We start from the raw sequence: 17,279 nt of genomic DNA on the forward strand, positions 1-17,279 counted from the left end.
GCGCCGATGCGCAAAACAACCGCCAGACTCTAATCCAAGCTGGGGGAAAGCTGGGGGTCACGTCATCGTGGACATGGAGATCTGGGCCACTCGGATACCGTCCGGATCGCCATCGAGCAGGAAGATGTTGATGGAACGGGGTCTCATTTATGCACGACCTTGTCCATTTTCCAATAGTGAGCGGTCTGATCTGTGGGCCTTTATCATCGCGCGTACAGCCATACGTAGCGTCGTATCCTGCAAGACGGCCACATTGAGGATTGAATACATCAATTCAAATCAAGTGTGGCTGCAGATGTCGGGCCACTGTAATTTTGCCAACCAGAGACTTCACTTAGGGAGTCCTGGAAATCGTCTTTCGTAACCAATGCGTAGTGGAATCGACTTCCTTCCGCCAACCGCTCTGCAGCTTCCCTTTTTGCCACCACGACAGGATCGTTCGCTTTCCACCCGGATTTGACCTCCACGAGGTGTGTTGAACCGTCCTCACGCAGGATTAGGAAATCTGGGTAGTAGTTACAGACCGTATGGGATTCCGGGTGGATATAATTGACCCGAAATCCCGATTGTCCGTGCACAAGCATTCCGGTGAAATAGATCTTGTCGCCATCGTTCAGTTTCAAAACTTTCTCGAAGAAGTCGAGCTCTGGCTGGCTATCGAAGCAGTAGTGATCCAGGTGGAAAGTCCGATGTCGCGTTGTTGCGTATTGCGGGAAATCCCTGCTCGCGACGAGATGAGGTTTTGCTTTAAACGTGAACGAAGGCACGCGATTGGCCTCGGGGTTATAGCCCTTCACCAGCTCAATCTGTTCCTCGACCGGATCCTCAAACGTCTTGATCTCAAACAGAGCCTGGAAGACAGCGGGGACGATTAGGTCGTAAATCACATCATTTGACATGTTCACGGCCTCGACCAATCGGCTCAGGCCAACCTCAGTCTCTTCGAGCATCGCGCTGATATCAAATGGCGAAACGTTGTCTCCAGCGAAATAGCGGGCGATTTCAGCGACCAGCGTGTATTCTGAGAACTGACGGTTCTCCAGCTGGTCGGTTACATCTTCCTGTTCATCAATGGCGGCATTCACCGCCTTGCGACGGCGAAGAGTTGCCCGGTATTGTTCCAACGCGGTGTTGGAAAGGTCGAATGAAAGCTTCCCCGGTTCATCCTTCCGTCGCGTCTGGAACAGCTCCCGGCGACGAGTGATCGTCAGAACAATTGGCGGGGGAACTGCGGTGACCGTGTACGTCTCGCTCTCGTCAGATTTCTTGGGACCAATCTCGTCCGTGGTGACCCGGAAATTCTGTTGCAACTCGTCTTTAAGAATCTCCATGTTCTCGGCCGACAGGTAGATATGCCCGGTCTCCTGCGTCTCTCCGATCGCTCGAAGGCAGCGCATGGTCGATTGCAGCACGAAAATGCGGGACTTGGGCTTGCGATAGAGCGCCACGCCGAACAGCGAGCGGCAATTCCAACCCTCTCGGCCCTTGCCGACCAGCAGGATGAATTGCTTCTCAGACTCTTCGGTATCAAGCCGATTGAACTCGCGAATGTCTTCCGCCGTTGTCAGTTTCTCATCACCGACATTTACAAGGATGCGGTTGGTCGGCACACCGAGGTCCGATAGAATTTTTTCCAATGCCGGTCGCAGTTCCGAGGTCAGCTCGTCGATGGTGGAGGCAAAAATTGCCAGCTTTGGCAGCATTCCTTCGCGCCGGTTCTCCCCTTCGCGCTCCCAGAAATCTTGCACTGCCAGCTTTAGGAAGTCGCCCGACTTAACATTGCCGGAGTAGTCCACGAAATCCGGCTGTTTCAGATAGGCTTTGTCGATGGCGGCCTTCAGGCCATAGGCATAGACCACCTCGGGCATGATGGTGTCTTTGACATACGGCGTGCCGGTGAAATTGTAGCAGCCGACGACACTGGTTTTCTTGTGCTCAAGGGCGCGCGCGAGCTCATCGATTGTGGTCCGCAGGGCTGAATCCTGCTTTGCCTGGCCGAGATCCTTCTCGAGTGCCGCACCCATCGAGTGGTGGGCTTCATCGACATAGATGCCGAGTTGCGGCAAGCGAGCAATGCGCTGGAAGCGGGCGTTGACAGCGAGGTCGGCATCGGTCTCCGGAGCGGCTTCGCCCAACATTTCATAAAGCTCGCCATAGACTTCCGAGAGCGTACCGGTCTTCTCCGAAAACAGCTTGTCGGTGACCGTCTGTTCTGCCGAGCGCCGCTTCAGGATGATCTTTTGAGTGTTCGAGATGATGACGTTGAACGACGATCCGTCCTGTGCCCCGATGGTCGACGCGGTATCGTCGAGAAAGTGGAACTTCAGGTTTGACCGCAGGAAATTGGCATATTCGGGCGGGACAACCAGATCTAGATCGAACGTCTGGATTTCCTTCAGCGATTGCAGCACAGTCTTGTCCGGCGCGAACACCAGTGCATTCTTGCAGAACCGCGTGTCCTTGCTAAATTTGTTGGCCAGCAGGAACTCGTAGAAGATGCAGGTTGCCATCAGGATGGTTTTGCCCAGGCCCATGGTCAGCGCAAAAATGTAGTTCGGGTAGGAACGAGCGCGCTCGCTCAGGCGGGTAAAGATCGCCTGATATTGATCTTCGCCCTCCAGTTCCATGAAGGGCAGCAAGGTGCCCTGGCCCTTGCGATCGGCGCCCGTCGTCTGGAATTCTTCGAACAGCCCCGCATTCTTCGCCCATTGCTGAAACAGCTCGTGGACGTGGGCGTTGTCGCCGAACTCCTTCAGGAATACATAAATTTCCAGCGCCTCGAACTGCGGCTTGCGCAGGAAGGCATCCGTGCGAAGATCGGGATCGTTGAAATCCAGGATCTGCTTGGAAAGTTGCTTGTAACGCTTCCGGATCGTTCCGCGATTGTCGGTATAGAACTTGAGCAGCGCCTGAAAAAAGGCGAAGTCTTGGCGGACCGTCTTCTTCCCCTTAGCCATTTTCGATCACACCTTCCCAAGACTCTGAGAGGAGGTCGGTGATCTTGACTCGGATAGTGGCGGCATCAGCGGGGATCGCGTAGCGGCCTGCCACCAGATCGTCATTGCCCGGCGCATCGACGATCGCCGGCGTCAGCACGGCTCCGTCATAGTGGAAATCAACCTTCACGCTTTCAACCAGCTGACGCCAGTCTTCCACCGCGTCGCTTTCCAGCGACAGCTTCTGCAACAGGTTCATCGGATAGAAGCCCTTGATGACCAGCTCGCCGTTTTCGATGGCGAGCCGGGCGTCCGAGGATTTCTTGAAATGCAGATGCGCCTTGTCGCGGATCAGGTCGGTGACCATCACTTCGATATCGAAGCCGGATTTCTTTGCCTCAAGGGTCAGATGCGAGCCGAGGTCGGGTTCGTGGCCCATGCACACTAGATGGATGCGCTCGACCGGTTTATTCGGCGCCTCGACTTTGCGGCGCTCGAAGGCCTTGAAGTCGAGCCCGTTGATAACCTCGTTTAAATCCTGCCGCGTCGCGATACGGTTCACCGGCATGATCTTGACCAGATAACCATCGCGTTGGCCGTCGAAAGCGCTGCTGGGGGGCAACGGCTGCATTTCCATTGCTTCGCGAATGAGTTCTTTTGCTTCCACAGGATTTCGGAACAGGTCGTAATTGTTTACATTATAGACCTCGAAGCCAGTGTAAAGCGTAGTCGGATTCTGGGGATTGTCTGCTGCGAAAAGGTTGCTCTGCCTCTCACTTTGAGCAGTCCTAATGGCATTCAAGCGGCCCACAGTGGTTTCGATCGCGCCAAGGTTAATGTCTGCACCGAGAAATTTGCGGCCGCTTTTCATGGCAACGGCTTGTGTCGTGCCAGAGCCCATAAAGCAGTCGAAAACGATCCCGCCCGGCGGGCAAGATGACTCGATAATCCGTTGAAGGAGGGCAGCGGGCTTCTGCGTCGGATAGTCCACCCGCTCAGCAGCTTGGCTATTCACCGCTTTGATGTCCGTCCAAATGCTTTGAATTGCAGCCCCTTTCAGCTCATCGAGGTAGCTCTTCAAACGTGGCCAACCATCTTCCTTCTGTGGCCAGTAAATTCGCCCCTCGGCATCGAGGCGATCAAGTTCTTCCGTGGCAAACTTCCAATGATTGCCCTTTGCCGATGGCGAAAACCCCCTCCAATCGTTACCCGAGGAGCCATTGCGTAGTCCCGCTTGGGTAGCATTGATTGTTGCAAATCGCCTCCCATCAGTCTCCCGATAGCTGTAGTATTTATCGATATACGACTGCTCATGAGGAATATATATCTGATTAAAATAATAATTATCAGATTTGGAATATATAAATATTACATCGTGGATGTGGTTAAATGTGCTAGAATCGCTGCGGGCTGACGTTCTTTTCCAAACGATCTCATTTACAAACCGCTCCGGTCCAAATATTTCATCCATTATGCAGCGAACGTGATGTGATTTGTGAAAATCACAGTGGACGTAAAATAGGCCATTCTCGGAAAGAAGCTCTCGGCATACGGCTAGCCGTTCAAAAATGAACTGGTTATATTCGTCGTTTGACCAAATATCTTTGTACTGCTTTTCCTCGAAGGCCTGGCTGTCGCTCTCGATATTTTTAGAGAGAAGCTTTATCTTCTTTTTATAGTCGGCGTTAGATGAAAAAGGCGGGTCAAGATAAACGAGATCCACCTTGCCGCGAAACTCGCGCAGCAAGTGCGACATCACCTGAAGATTGTCGCCCCAGTAGATACGATTCCACCAGCCATCCGTCGGATCGCCATAAGCTTCCTTCTTCTGGGCGGGAAAATACTGGGTCGACTTGAACGGGCGCTTGCCCGCCCAGCGCAGTTCGGGGAACCCACGGATCGGAGGCAGATCGAATTCAAATGTCTCAAATGCTTCCGGGTTATCCTTGTTCATGCCGCCCCTTTGAATCCTTGTCGTCTTACTGTGCCAGCCGTCAGGCTCGGCAGAATGTCATGTCGCAGAATGACCGGAAATCGCAGTTCTTGCACAGCTTTTCCGGTCGCTCATGCAACCCATAGTCCTTGGATACGATTTTGCCGATCACGGAATCAACCTGCTCGATTGTGCCCTTGATATCGGCTGTCTCCCTGGGGAAGGTGATCCGCGGATTTCCTGATTCTTCCCCGGTGTAATAGAGCGCCATCCGGTCCACGCGAACTCCTCGCTTTTCCTCGAAGAGGTGGGCGTAGATCTGCAGCTGCCGCCGATATCGCGCCAGCTTTTCGGCATCATCGATCAAGTCGGGTTTTTTCTCAGTCTTGAAGTCGATGATTTCCCAGGCTCCGTCGTCGGCCTGGATCAGGTCGACATTGCCGGTCAGGACATAATTTGCCTTCAGCAGGCTGAGTTCGACCTCAGCCTCGCGCAGCCGGTGCCAGTTGGCGCGCTCCCGATCGACATAGGTCGCGACGTGCCGGCGCGCGATGCGCAGCACCGGCTCGCCTAGATAGACCCGCTCTTTCTGCGAGATGTTGGCATAGTTGGTACGAAACCACTGATCGATTTGCTCGGTGGTGACCTTCCGCTCATCTCCGCGCAGCACCGCCTTGTGAATGTCCTCGATCGTCTGATGGACCAGAGTGCCGAACAGGATGGCGTTGGTCCGCACAGGGGCGAACTCAAGATCCTTGAAAAAACGGTACTGCTGCGGACACGCCTCAAAAATGAGGACGTCCGACGTGAAGGAATAGCTGTGCTTGAGGTTGGCCTCCTTGATCGTGGCCAGCTTGACTGCTGCAGGATCAAAAATCAGCTGACGCCAGCTCTTCAACGGGGTGTAGACCGGCTGAAAATATTGCGATGGCACGTTGCGTTGCCCGCGCCCCTTTGGGGTGTTCTCCTGGCAGGAAAGCACGAGCATGTTCTGGGCGCGCGAAAACGCGGTGTAGAACAGACGCCAAAAGTCAAAAGTCTTGATCCGGTCAAGCGGCTCGAACGGTTCGCCGTCGCTGAATTCTGCTTGGAGCAAATCGTCAAGTGGCGACTGTTGGCGCCGGGGCACGGCATCGAGCGACCCGGCAACCACAATCGGAAATTCCAGCCCCTTGGACTGGTGAATCGTCATGAATGAGACGCAGCCGGAAGGGGCGTACTCTGCCTCGTCCTCATACTCTTCGATTCCGCCGTCCCAGAGGAAACGCAGGAAGTAATTGAACAGCGTCAGCAGGTCGCGTTCAAGGCGCTCCGGCTGGAGAATGATGACGTTGTAGAGGTATTCGTACTTGTTGAGCAGGCGCGAAAATTTGGCGAGGTTGCGCGCCGGTCGGCTGTCTCTCACCCCGGCATGGGCCAGATCTTCGCCAAGGTATCGGCTGAAAGTCGGGAACTGGATCAGGTCGTAGAACAGGCTGGCAAAGGAGTAGTTTGTGTTCTCGGACAGGGTCAGGTGCTGCTTGGCCTTGTCCTTGACCCAAGCGGCGATCTGCTCGTCCGCACCCGATTTGAGGTGGGCGATAAAATCGCCAAGGCAGCGATCGAAATAGGCCCAAACATCGAGCTGCATGCCCTCCCGCGTTGCCCGGATCGCCCCGTATTGGGGGAACAGGAACATATAGGCGCCGATCAGCAGCCGGATCTCGTCACGCTCGAAATACATGTTTGAGCGTGGTGCGTAGATCGGGATGCCTGCGGCCTCGAGGTCGTTGGCAAACTGCGCTACCTTGGGATTACGGACTGACCGAAACAGGAAAGCGACCTGATTCCAGTCTTTGATGATTCCGTCGGCACGCAGCTTGGTTAGGAAGCCGACGGTCTCAGAGGCCCAATTGGCTTCCCCGTCGTCCCCAGACACTTTGAACACAACCGGACGGGTGGCACGATCGTTACCGGCAGCCTCGATAACCTTCGGGAAGCGATAGGAACGCTCAGGACCTTGCCAGTCGGCCAGCCCCATCCACTGATTGTAGAAGTCGACGATGTCTGGGTGCGATCGGTAGTTCTTCGTCAGATAGATCTGCCGGCATTTCCCAGGGGCGAACCTATCGGGAAATTCGAGAATATTTCTGATTGATGCCCCGCGAAATCGATAGAGAGACTGGTCATCGTCACCAACCACGCAGAGGTTGCTGTGGCCCGAAGCCAGCTTCAAAACGATACGTTCCTGGATCGTGTTGGTGTCCTGGTACTCATCGATCATCAGGTAGTCGTATCGCGAACATAGCTGATCGGAGACTTCAGGGAGGTCGAGGAGGCGCAAAATCTCGACCTGAATTGTTGAAAAATCGATATAATTGTACTGCTCGAGGAGGGTCTGGTAGAGGGTGTAGGCCTCGCCAAGGACCTGCAGCTCTTTGGCAGATGCTGTGGCCAGCGCTCTTGGCGCTACAGCTTCCTCCGATATCTTGTTGAGGTATTCGCCCAGCCGCTCTGCCACCCGCCATGACGAAATCCCAGGTGATGGCCGTAAGAAGGCTTCGAGGCCGTCGATCTGCCTGAATTCCGGCATCCTCTGGAACAGGAAATACTGCTGATCAAACTGATCCAGGATGGTGTAATTGCGCCGGATCCGAGAGAAGGCTCGGAACTCATCGATGATGTCGAGAAAAATCGAGTGCAGTGTGCCGACCGTCAGGTCGAGCGGGTTGATCTTTGTGTTCCCTCGTTGAAGCTTATCGGTGATGCGGGTTTTAAGCTCCTTGGCCGCCTTCTCGGTGAAGGTGGAGATAAGAACCCGTTCAGGGGCAACATCGCGTGATGCCAACAGATTTGCGGTACGCTCGACCAGGCAGAAGGTTTTGCCGGACCCGGGCCCGGCAACGATGAGTACAGGCCCGTCGAGGGTGTCGATGGCTTCCTGCTGCTGAAGATTCGGGCTCTGGCTCAATGAGGCACCTTCGTGGTCTGAGTCATTTTCCGCGCCATCCATTCAGACGGGATTGGCATTCTCCGGCTGGCAGCCGAGCTCCATGATCCAGCATCAGTTGAAGCGCGTCGGCAGCAGTCAATGGCTGCAGCACGCCATGCTCGACCATCTGGTCAAGAAGCCAAAGCCCGCCGTGCACCTGCAACCCATCCTTGGATGCTTGCTTTCTGAGCTTGCCGTCGCCGGTGAGAAGTGGCCGGCCAGTCTCAGCAGCAAGAAGGTAGCAGGAAACATCGGCCAATGAACTGTTGTTGTGCGCATCCCTCAAGGCGAAAAGCTTGATGATGCGAGAGTCGTCCATGGATTCAACCATCAAGCCGTTTGCTACAAGATCAGCCTGCGGCAGATCTTGTAGCTCGCGAAGCACGAAATCTGTGCAGCACAACGAAAATGGCAGCTGAAACATGTGATCGAGCAGGCCTGCGTTCCTGAAGTCGATCCATATGTTTGTGTCGCTGATATAAACGACGTTCATAACGGCGCCCCGGATCCCACAACGTCGGGATCCAGGGCGCTGATTGGCCTTTTCAATAGCTCAGCCGCACGAGACTTGCTGAAGATGCCTTCTGCCAGGCCCCAGAAAACCAAGGACTCAAAACGCTGCGGTGGCTTGCAGGGAAGCGGCTCTGGTTCGTCTTTGCGCCACCCTTTCCGGCTGAACTGAATGCTGAGCGACTTGTAGCCGCCATCGCTAAGTAGCCCCAAATCTTTCAAACGACGGACTATTGCCTGCATCGAGAGGCCATATTGCCGTTTGGCGATGAGAAGTTCCTGAGGGTGAACATGCGAGCGCTGATGGCTGCCAAAATCACCGGTGACGCAGTTTGCGGGATAGAGAAAAGCGCCAGCGAAGCGGTGGCAGCATTGTTCTGCGTCCCGCTCAGGCATGTCTGCGGGCAGTTTCATGATCCAATGCCCGAGCTCGTGCGCAGCAGTGAAACGCATACGCTCGCCAGGGCGATCAGCGTTTAAAGCAATCAACACATGTTGATTGTCCTTAGTGACTGCGCATGCGCCATCGAAGTCCTCAAGGCCGCTTAGCAATGCGACTTTGATTCCGTGCTCCTCGAAAAGCTCGGTGAGATTCGCGATCGCATCGCCGCCGATCTGCCACTGCTCGCGCAGTTTCTCTGCTGCCTTCTCTGCCTCATCGACACTGGCAACCGCAATCGCCTGCGACGGGGTCGCGGGATTGCCGATATCTGCTGGGTCAAAGCAGCTCTCAAGCGCGATATAACGCTCAAGGTACTCCCGAATCTGCTCTTCGACCTGCTCCTGGCGGTATTTCGGCATTTTCGCCAGTTTGCGGAATTCCAGTGGCGCGAGCGGCACCGGATCGGGCCGGAAGAAATATTCCGGACTGATGTCCAAGGCGTCAGCAAGCTGTAGCAGGCGAGTGGAGTTCGGGGTGCTATTCCCCTTCTCGAACTTGCTCAAAGCCTGTTTAGAAATGTCGCCAAGCTGCTGCGCTAGGGCGTCCAAGGTGAGGCCACGCAACAGCCTGGCGCGCCGAATCCGATCATGTATCATGGGCTCTCCGTTGGTTGACAATTTTCCATATATCCCCCTTTTTGTCAACCAACGGAGGCAGGCTCTAAGTAGCATCGGCAGCGCGGTGTTCAGGAAGACGTCAGAGCGTGAATTCCTTGACGTTGAGGGCAAAAGGGTGGACGGCCATGCAGCCTCGCCTGCCATGAGTAGGACGAGCATTCGAGGTCGCCGGAGTTAGCTTGGGCGACCTCAGTCGATTTAGCCTACTTCACGGTCGAGTTTTGAGGGGCGGCACGTATCTGGGCCGGCATCGGAGCGGATCGTACGTTGGTCCACGCAGACGCAATTCACCATTCTTGGAGAAACACCACAGTGGTGTTATCAGGGGTTATGATTATCCCCCCCTGCTCGGAAACGGGCCAGCCGATGCTCCGCGACGTTCGGCCGATGACCATCACATACAAGGGGCACCAAGCCACGTTCGACATGCCCGGCTGGTATTGTGATGCGAGCGATGAGAGCATTCACACTGGTGAAGACATGAAGGTTTCGGATCGGGCTCTGAATCGGCTCAAGGCCCAGGTTGAGGACCTGCTCGATCCCGAGGCGGTGCGCCGTATCAGGAAGCGCCTACATCTCACCCAAAAAGATGCCGGCCGATTGATCGGTGGCGGCCCCAACGCTTTCCAGAAATATGAGAGCGGCGACGTGCTAGTCAGCCATGCGGTGATGAGTGCCCTGCTGCTGCTCGACCGGGATCCGTCCGGTCTCTCTGTTCTGAGTCAACGCGCACAGCAGAGGAACTCGACGTAAGTTTCCGTTCGACGGACAAACCAGAATTCGAACTATATTCCCGCCCATTGAAATCAATGGGTTGTGGAATAGAAAGTTCGATCGCAGATTCTCGTCCTCCGCCAGCTTTGCGGAGACTGGTTTCATTGACCGACACGAAAACATTGTTTTCCAACCAGTTCGTATCGCATCAGGATGGCTATTTGTTCTATCCGGGGCGCAAAGCTGGCGGAAGGTTCGTCTCCAACGCCGAATTCCAAGCGCTTGTCGCTCAGTGGCAATCGGTTGCGGGCTTCGCAGGCACGTTGAAAACCGTTCTCACGGTTATCCTGATCATTGCCTTGGGTATGGTCGTCACCGACTTGTTCGATGTTGGAGAATGGGCTGAATACCTCGCGGTGTGCGGCGCGGTCGCTTTTGTCATTGCGCGCGTAATGTGGGCCAGTTTCGCACCCTGGCGACGTGTTGCGGGCAGGCCGGATGCGGTTCCACCTCGCCCGCCCGCGCTATTGAAGCGACAGGCACGAGCGATGCTGCGATGGCGCATGATTATCCCAGTTCTCATCGTCAGCACCAGCGCATTTGCTTTCGGCATTTATGTCACGCCGAAAACGTCGGAGGACTGGCTCTGGCTCGTCGGCAGCGGCGCCATGGCTGCAACCTATGGGTGGATCGCGATCCAGAAATATCGGGATCGCGCTCAAATCTAGCGCATCGCTTCACGCTCCGCAGGAACGCCGCCACCCCATCAGAAATGCAGCGCCCGGCCGTAGGCGTCGAGCACGCTTTCGTGCATCATCTCGCTGAGCGTCGGGTGCGGGAAGATGGTCTGCATCAGTTCGGCCTCGGTGGTCTCGAGCACCTTGCCCACGGTGTAGCCCTGGATCAGCTCGGTGACCTCGGCGCCGACCATGTGCGCGCCGAGCAACTCGCCGGTCTTGGCGTCGAATACGGTCTTCACGAAGCCCTCGGCCTCGCCGAGCGCGATGGCCTTGCCGTTGCCGATGAAGGGGAAGCTGCCAACGCGGACCTCGTGGCCGGCCTCCTTTGCCTTGGCCTCGGTGATCCCGACAGAGGCGATCTGCGGGTGGCAGTAGGTGCAACCCGGGATCGCCGAGCGGTTGAGCGGATGCGGGTGGACGTCTGTGTTGCCGAGTTCCTTGGCGATGGCCTCGGCGGCGGTCACGCCTTCGTGGCTCGCCTTGTGCGCCAGCCACGGGCCGGGCGTGCAATCGCCGATCGCCCACAGCCCGGCGGATTTGGTGCGGCCATAGGGGTCGATCTGGATGAAGCCGCGGTCCATGTCGACAAGGCCTTCAAGGCCCACGCCTTCGGTGTTGGGCACGATCCCGATGGCGACGATCACGTGGGTGAAGTCGCTGGTGGCCGAAGCGCCCGCCTTGTCCTTGATGGTCGCGGTTAGCCCCGTGTCCGAGACCTTGATCGCCTCGACCCCCGCGCCGGTCATGATGGTAATGCCCTGCTTCTTCAGCGACTTCTCGAGGAAGGTCGAGACGTCCGCGTCCTCGACCGGCACGATCCGGTCGAGCATCTCGACCACCGTCACCTCGCTGCCGAGGTCGTTGTAGAAGCTCGCGAATTCGATGCCGATCGCGCCCGATCCGATCACCAGCAACTGCTTGGGCAGCTCGGCGGGGGTCATGGCGTGGCGATAGGTCCACACGCGCTTGCCGTCGGCGGGGGCAAAGGGCAGGTCGCGGGCGCGCGCGCCGGTGGCGACGATCACGTGCTTGGCCGAGAGCTGCTCCTCGCCCTTGTCGCTCTTCACCGTCAGGCTGGTGGGGCCGGTCAGCGTGCCGGTGCCCATGTGCACGGTGATCTTGTTCTTCTTCATCAGGTGCGTGACGCCCTGATTGAGCTGTTTGGCCACCCCGCGGCTGCGCTTGACGATGGCGGCCAAGTCCGCTTCGATCTGGCCTGCGACCTTGAGCCCGTAGTCGCCAGCGTGCTGCATGTAGTGGAAGATCTCGGCCGAACGCAGCATCGCCTTGGTCGGGATGCAGCCCCAGTTGAGGCAGATGCCGCCCAGGTTCTCGCGTTCCACGATCGCGGTCTTGAGCCCGAGCTGCGCGCAGCGAATCGCCGCGACATAGCCGCCGGGGCCCGAGCCCAGCACGATCACGTCATAGGAGGCGGACATTCAGATGATCCCTTTCCGAAGCTGATGTAGGAGACAATGAGACACTGTTCAGGGGCAGAAAACCAGCCGTGCCGACGGTGCCGGAAAAGCGGGGTGCGACGCACGCGCAAAGGGGGCTGCGGAGGATCATCGCGGGCATCATGACAGGCGCGGCGCGTGTAGGAAAACGCTTCATTGCCCGGGATCCGCTGCAAGCGCGCGCGGGCGGCCGTCCTCGCCGATCAGGACGAATTTGAAGGTGCCGCGCGCGACGGTCTGGCTCGCCTCGCCGTTGCGCTCGCGGGCGACGGCCTCGGCGGCGATGGTGAGCGAGGTGGTGCCGGTGGCGAGCACCTCGCAATAGACCGAAAGTTCGTCCCCCACCGCCATTGCGCCCGGAAAGGCGAAGTCGGTGGCCGCAACGACCACCGCCTTGCCCTGCCCGACCCGGCTCGCGAGAGAACCGGCACCCAGCGCCATCTGCGCCATCAACCACCCGCCGAACACCCCGCCATAGGGGTTGGTATCAGACGGCATGGCGGTGACGCGGATCTGGGGGTAGCGGTCGGTCATGCCGCTCTCCTTACCACCGCTGCGCGGCGGGCCCCTTCCTCTCCCGCAAGGGGAGAGGAGGTTTCACCGGGCGTGGTCACACCACCAGCCCCATCGGGTTCTCGACGAGGTTTTTCAGCGCCTCCATCAGCTGCGCGCCGTCCGCGCCGTCGATGGCGCGGTGGTCGAAACTGCCGGTGGCGCTCATCACCGTGGCGACGACGATCTGGCCGTCCTCGACCCACGGACGCTGCTCGCCCGCGCCGACTGCAAGGATCATCGCCTGCGGCGGGTTGATCACCGCGTCGAACTGCTTGGTGCCGAACATGCCGAGGTTGGACAGGCTCGCCGTGCCGCCCTGGAATTCGTGGGGTTGCAGCTTGCCGTCCTTGGCCTTGCCCGCCAGCGCCTTCATCTCGGTGCTGATTTCCGCCAAGCCCTTGCGGCCCGCATCGCGAATGATCGGGGTGATGAGGCCGGAAGGCGCTGCGACCGCCACCGAAATGTCCTGACGGGTGAATTGCAGCAGGGTGTCGCCCTGGTAGCTGACATTGCACTTGGGCACGCGCTGCAATGCGCGGGCGAGCGCCTTGATGAGCAGGTCGTTGACCGACAGCTTCACCCCGTCCGCTTCAAGCGACTTGTTGAGTTCGCCGCGCAGCTTGAGCAGTGCATCAAGGCGGATATCGACCGTGAGGTAGATATGCGGGATAGTCTGCTTGGCCTCGGTCAGGCGGCGGGCGATGACCTTGCGGACATTGCCGAGCTTCTGGACCTCGTAAGGCGCATCGAGATCGCCGCCAAGGCTGGGGACGGGGGCCGGCGCGGGCGGCGCTGCGGGTGCGCTGGCGGCAGGGGCTGGGGCTGCGGCCGGAGCGGCAGCGGCGGCGGCAGGGGCGGCGGGCGTGTAGTTTTCGATATCGTCCTTGACGATCCGGCCATTGGGGCCGGTCCCCTTGACCAGTGCGAGGTCGATCCCCTTGGCACCCGCGATCCGCTTGGCGAGCGGCGAGACGATGATCCGCGCGCCCTGTGCTGCCGGGACCGGAGCGGAGGCGGGGGCAGCCGCGGGTGCAGCCGCAGGGACCGGTGCGATGGGGGGGGAGCCGCCCTTGAGGATCGCGGCCTCGACATCTTCCTTGGTGATCTTGCCCTTGGGGCCCGTGCCGGCCAGCCCCGCAAGGTCGATGCCGTTGACCTCGGCGAGCTTCCTTGCGGTCGGCGTGGCGGCGGGCCCTTCGGCGGCCGGAGCCTCTGCCGCAGGGGCAGCCGCTGCGGCGGGTGCGGGGGCGGCGTCCTCTCCCTCGGCGGTCAGCCGCGCGATCACCGCGCCGACCTTCACGCCCTCGGTCCCGGCCTCGACGAGGATCTCGGCAATCACGCCTTCATCGACCGCCTCGAACTCCATGGTCGCCTTGTCGGTCTCGATCTCGGCCATCACGTCGCCCGAGCGCACGGTGTCACCGACCTTGACCAGCCACTTGGCGAGCGTACCCTCTTCCATGGTGGGCGACAATGCCGGCATCTTGATGTCGAGGGCCATGATCCGCTGAAACTCCCGTAAACGATCCTTGGGGTTTCTCTGGCCAATTCCCTAACGTCCGGCAAGGCGTGGAAGCGCTAGGACTTGCCATTCCATACGAATGCATTGATACGTTCACGCCCAACGGGGTCCGACACAATGCGCACATTTCTGGTCATCATCGACGAGAGCGAGGAGGCGACCTCGGCCCTGCGCTATGCGGCAAGGCGCGCGGTGGCGGTGGGGGGCGCGGTGCATCTGCTCGCGCTGGTGCCGCAGCAGAACTTTTCCGCTTTCGGCGCGGTCCAGGCGACCATCGAGGCCGAAGCGCGCGACCGGGCGGAGATGCTCGCGCACGGGGTGGCCGGCAATCTGCTGGCGGAAAGCGGGATCATGCCGACGATCTCGGTCAAGATCGGACAGGGCCAGAAGATCGTCAGCGAATTCCTTGCCGAACATGCCGAGGTCGCCGCCCTCGTGCTCGGCGCCGCAAAGGGCGCCGCGCCCGGCCCGCTGGTGACGCATTTCTCGGGCGCGGCGGGCAGCCTGCCCTGCCCGCTCTACATCATCCCGGCCGATTACGACGAGACGGGCAACGCGCTCCACCTGTAGGCGCGAAGGCTCATTTCCTGCGGCCCTGATGGCGGATATTGCCGGGCCGCCCGCGCTTGCCGACCATGAACTTGCCCGCCGTCCTGGGCGCTCCGCCTGCGGGTTTGCGCCGGTCTTCGGGCCTGTTCCCGCGCGGCTCGATCGCCCGCGCATCGGCATCGGGGAGCACGAATTTGAGCGAGCCTGTCAGCGGGTTGGCCTCGGCAAGCTTGAGCTTCAGCCGGTCGCCGGTGGCATAGGTCGTCCCGCTGTCGCTGCCGACCAGCGCCTTGGCGGCCTCGTCGTGGCGGAAATATTCGCCGCCCAGGGTCGAGATCGGGACGAGCCCGTCGCCGCCGAGGCCGGTGATGGTGGCGAAGAAGCCGAAGCTCTGCACCCCGGTGATGCGCGTGTCGAACACCTCGCCCACCCTGCCCGAAAGCCAGGCGGCGACATAGCGGTCGATGGTGTCGCGCTCGGCCTCCATCGCGCGGCGCTCGGTCTGGCTGATCGCGTCGGAGACCTGCTGGAGGCTGGCGCGGTCACGGTCCGAAAGGCCGGAAGTGGCAGGAATCGACCCCGGCGGGGCGGGCTGTTCGAGCTTGTAGGCATCAACCAGCGCGCGGTGGACGAGAAGATCGGAGTAGCGGCGGATCGGCGAGGTGAAGTGGGCGTAGCTGCCCAGCGAAAGCCCGAAATGCCCGGCATTGGCGGGGCCATAATAAGCCTGGGTCTGGCTGCGCAGCACCGCCTCCATCACCAGCGCGCGCTCGGCCTCGTCAGAGATGTCCTTGAGCATCCGGTTGAACAGGCCCGGCGTCACCACCTGCCCGAGGGCAAGCTTCTTGCCCATCGTCGCAAGATAATCGCGCAGCGCGATCAGCTTTTCGCGGCTTGGCGGCTCGTGGATGCGGTAGACGACGGGCGCGGTCTTCGCCTCCAGCGCCTTGGCCGCCGCGACGTTGGCCGCGATCATGAAATCCTCGACCACGCGGTGCGCATCGAGCCTATCGCGGATCGCGATCGAGGCGATGCGGCCTTCCTCGTCGAGCACCACGCGGCGTTCGGGCAGTTCGAGTTCGAGCGGATCGCGGGCATCGCGCGCTGCGGCGAGCGCGCGCCATGCGGCCCACAGATTGGCAAGGTAGGCGGGCGCGTTGCCATCATCGACCGCCTTCTGCGCGTCCTCATAGGCAATGTTGTGCGCGATCCGCACCAGGGCGCGGGTGAAGCGGTAGCTCGAGATCTTGCCGTCAGCGTTGATGTGGAGGTGGCACGCCATCGCCGCGCGGTCCTCGCCCTCCTTCAGGGAACACACGTCGGCCGAGAGCACCTCGGGCAGCATCGGCACCACGCGGTCGGGGAAGTAGACCGAATTGCCGCGCTTCCTCGCCTCGCGGTCGAGCGCGGAGCCCGGGCGCACGTAGAACGAGACGTCGGCAATGGCGACCAGCGCGTTGAACCCCCCCTGCCCATCCGGTTCGGCCCAGATCGCATCGTCATGGTCGCGCGCATCGGCCGGGTCGATGGCAACGATCGGCAGATGCCGCAGGTCCTCGCGCGCCTTGTCGGAGAGCTTGAGCTTCGCCGCGCGCGGGGCTTCCTCCAGCACCTCATCGGGGAAGATGTGCGGGATGCCGTGCTTGGCGATGGCGATGAGGCTGAACGAGCGCGGGGCGAGCGGATCGCCGACCACCTCGATCACCTTCACGCCTGCCCGCTCGGAGCGCCCCACCCGCTCGGCGATGACCAGCTGGCCTTCCTCCGCTTCGCCCCGGTCGGCGATGGGCGCGGACTGGCGGACGCGCTTGTCGACGGGAGCGAGCCACGCCTTGCCGGTCCTGTCGATCTCGACGATCCCCATCAGGCCTTCTGTCCGCGCGGGCAGCTTTTTCATGGGATGCGCGATCCACACGCCGCCTGTGGTCTCCTCGGTGCGCGCGAGGATGCGGTCGCCGCGCTTCAGCGCTGGCGGCCGCTTGGCGCCCCGCACCTTGGGCTCGCGCACCGCAAGGCGCGGTGGCTTGCCCGGGGCTTCGGGGTCCCAATTGTCGGGCTCGGCGATCAGCTCGCCATCATCGACATCGACGATCCGGAGCGTCGTCACCTTGGGCACCCCGCCCATGCGGTGGAAGGCGGATTTGGAGCCGTCAATCAGGCCTTCCTCGGCCATGTCCTTGAGCAGGGCCTTGAGCTTGATCTTCTCCTGCCCCTTCAACCCGAACGCCTTGGCGATCTCGCGCTTGCCGGCGGGAATGTCGGAAGACTGGATGAAGTCGAGCACCTGTTGGCGGCTCGGCATCCCCTGGGGGAGCTTGGGAGGTTTGGGCATT

At 59.8% G+C, this 17,279-nt stretch carries 12 protein-coding genes; 3 read left to right on the forward strand and 9 right to left on the reverse strand.

The window, feature by feature from the left end; translation table 11 throughout:
* Nucleotides 1-269: 269 nt before the first annotated feature.
* From D620_RS0100865 to D620_RS0100885, 5 genes are read right to left on the reverse strand one after another with little or no spacing between them, the layout of a single operon-like run.
* The gene (locus tag D620_RS0100865) at nt 270-2,957 is read right to left on the reverse strand and encodes a DEAD/DEAH box helicase family protein (RefSeq protein ID WP_017663889.1); all 2,688 of its coding nucleotides are present in this window, start codon (nt 2,955-2,957) and stop codon (nt 270-272) included.
* The gene (locus tag D620_RS0100870; protein ID WP_026091849.1) at nt 2,950-4,890 is read right to left on the reverse strand and encodes a site-specific DNA-methyltransferase; all 1,941 of its coding nucleotides are present in this window, start codon (nt 4,888-4,890) and stop codon (nt 2,950-2,952) included. The genes D620_RS0100865 and D620_RS0100870 overlap by 8 nt, the downstream gene beginning before the upstream one ends.
* 40 nt (nt 4,891-4,930) lie before the next feature.
* Complete coding sequence (locus D620_RS0100875) at nt 4,931-7,861, reverse strand: ATP-dependent helicase (RefSeq protein WP_017663891.1); 2,931 nt, start codon at nt 7,859-7,861, stop codon at nt 4,931-4,933.
* A complete protein-coding gene (locus tag D620_RS0100880; RefSeq protein WP_017663892.1) occupies nt 7,842-8,333 on the reverse strand; it encodes a hypothetical protein in 492 nt (163 codons plus the stop codon). The genes D620_RS0100875 and D620_RS0100880 overlap by 20 nt, the downstream gene beginning before the upstream one ends.
* The gene (locus D620_RS0100885) at nt 8,330-9,388 is read right to left on the reverse strand and encodes an XRE family transcriptional regulator (RefSeq protein WP_017663893.1); all 1,059 of its coding nucleotides are present in this window, start codon (nt 9,386-9,388) and stop codon (nt 8,330-8,332) included. The genes D620_RS0100880 and D620_RS0100885 overlap by 4 nt, the downstream gene beginning before the upstream one ends.
* 351 nt (nt 9,389-9,739) lie before the next feature.
* On the opposite strand from D620_RS0100885, the gene D620_RS0100890 reads away from it, so the two are divergent.
* Together D620_RS0100890 and D620_RS0100895 are read left to right on the forward strand one after the other, a co-directional pair.
* Nucleotides 9,740-10,162, forward strand: a complete 423-nt coding sequence (locus tag D620_RS0100890; protein WP_017663894.1) for a type II toxin-antitoxin system MqsA family antitoxin — start codon at nt 9,740-9,742, stop codon at nt 10,160-10,162.
* 125 nt (nt 10,163-10,287) lie between these two features.
* Nucleotides 10,288-10,851, forward strand: coding sequence for a hypothetical protein (locus tag D620_RS0100895; RefSeq protein WP_155799918.1), 564 nt, complete (start codon nt 10,288-10,290; stop codon nt 10,849-10,851).
* Nucleotides 10,852-10,889: 38 nt separating this feature from the next.
* On the opposite strand, the gene lpdA is transcribed toward D620_RS0100895, so the two are convergent.
* The 3 genes from lpdA to D620_RS0100910 all read right to left on the reverse strand — a co-directional run bounded on the left by lpdA (nt 10,890) and on the right by D620_RS0100910 (nt 14,376).
* Nucleotides 10,890-12,302, reverse strand: coding sequence for a dihydrolipoyl dehydrogenase (gene lpdA, locus D620_RS0100900; protein ID WP_017663896.1), 1,413 nt, complete (start codon nt 12,300-12,302; stop codon nt 10,890-10,892).
* Nucleotides 12,303-12,473: 171 nt separating this feature from the next.
* Complete coding sequence (locus D620_RS0100905) at nt 12,474-12,854, reverse strand: acyl-CoA thioesterase (RefSeq protein ID WP_017663897.1); 381 nt, start codon at nt 12,852-12,854, stop codon at nt 12,474-12,476.
* Nucleotides 12,855-12,930: 76 nt separating this feature from the next.
* Nucleotides 12,931-14,376, reverse strand: a complete 1,446-nt coding sequence (locus D620_RS0100910) for a 2-oxo acid dehydrogenase subunit E2 (RefSeq protein ID WP_017663898.1) — start codon at nt 14,374-14,376, stop codon at nt 12,931-12,933.
* Nucleotides 14,377-14,514: 138 nt separating this feature from the next.
* Here D620_RS0100910 and D620_RS0100915 point away from each other — a divergent pair, with 138 nt between their 5' ends.
* Nucleotides 14,515-14,967, forward strand: coding sequence for a universal stress protein (locus D620_RS0100915; RefSeq protein ID WP_017663899.1), 453 nt, complete (start codon nt 14,515-14,517; stop codon nt 14,965-14,967).
* Between the two features lie 10 nt (nt 14,968-14,977).
* Here the strand turns inward: D620_RS0100915 and rnr are convergent, their stop codons facing one another.
* A complete protein-coding gene (gene rnr, locus D620_RS0100920) occupies nt 14,978-17,278 on the reverse strand; it encodes a ribonuclease R (RefSeq protein WP_026091850.1) in 2,301 nt (766 codons plus the stop codon).
* Nucleotide 17,279: the final 1 nt, after the last annotated feature.

This window comes from Porphyrobacter sp. AAP82, from assembly GCF_000331285.1.
GTDB lineage: Bacteria > Pseudomonadota > Alphaproteobacteria > Sphingomonadales > Sphingomonadaceae > Erythrobacter.

Coding starts and splice junctions, on each gene's coding strand:
- D620_RS0100875 (WP_017663891.1), bottom strand. CDS start 7,861: ATGGATGGCGCGGAAAATGACTCAGACCACGAAGGTGCCTCATTGAGC.
- rnr (WP_026091850.1), bottom strand. CDS start 17,278: ATGCCCAAACCTCCCAAGCTCCCCCAGGGGATGCCGAGCCGCCAACAG.
- lpdA (WP_017663896.1), bottom strand. CDS start 12,302: ATGTCCGCCTCCTATGACGTGATCGTGCTGGGCTCGGGCCCCGGCGGC.
- D620_RS0100910 (WP_017663898.1), bottom strand. CDS start 14,376: ATGGCCCTCGACATCAAGATGCCGGCATTGTCGCCCACCATGGAAGAG.
- D620_RS0100890 (WP_017663894.1), top strand. CDS start 9,740: ATGATTATCCCCCCCTGCTCGGAAACGGGCCAGCCGATGCTCCGCGAC.
- D620_RS0100915 (WP_017663899.1), top strand. CDS start 14,515: ATGCGCACATTTCTGGTCATCATCGACGAGAGCGAGGAGGCGACCTCG.
- D620_RS0100880 (WP_017663892.1), bottom strand. CDS start 8,333: ATGAACGTCGTTTATATCAGCGACACAAACATATGGATCGACTTCAGG.
- D620_RS0100865 (WP_017663889.1), bottom strand. CDS start 2,957: ATGGCTAAGGGGAAGAAGACGGTCCGCCAAGACTTCGCCTTTTTTCAG.
- D620_RS0100870 (WP_026091849.1), bottom strand. CDS start 4,890: ATGAACAAGGATAACCCGGAAGCATTTGAGACATTTGAATTCGATCTG.
- D620_RS0100885 (WP_017663893.1), bottom strand. CDS start 9,388: ATGATACATGATCGGATTCGGCGCGCCAGGCTGTTGCGTGGCCTCACC.
- D620_RS0100905 (WP_017663897.1), bottom strand. CDS start 12,854: ATGACCGACCGCTACCCCCAGATCCGCGTCACCGCCATGCCGTCTGAT.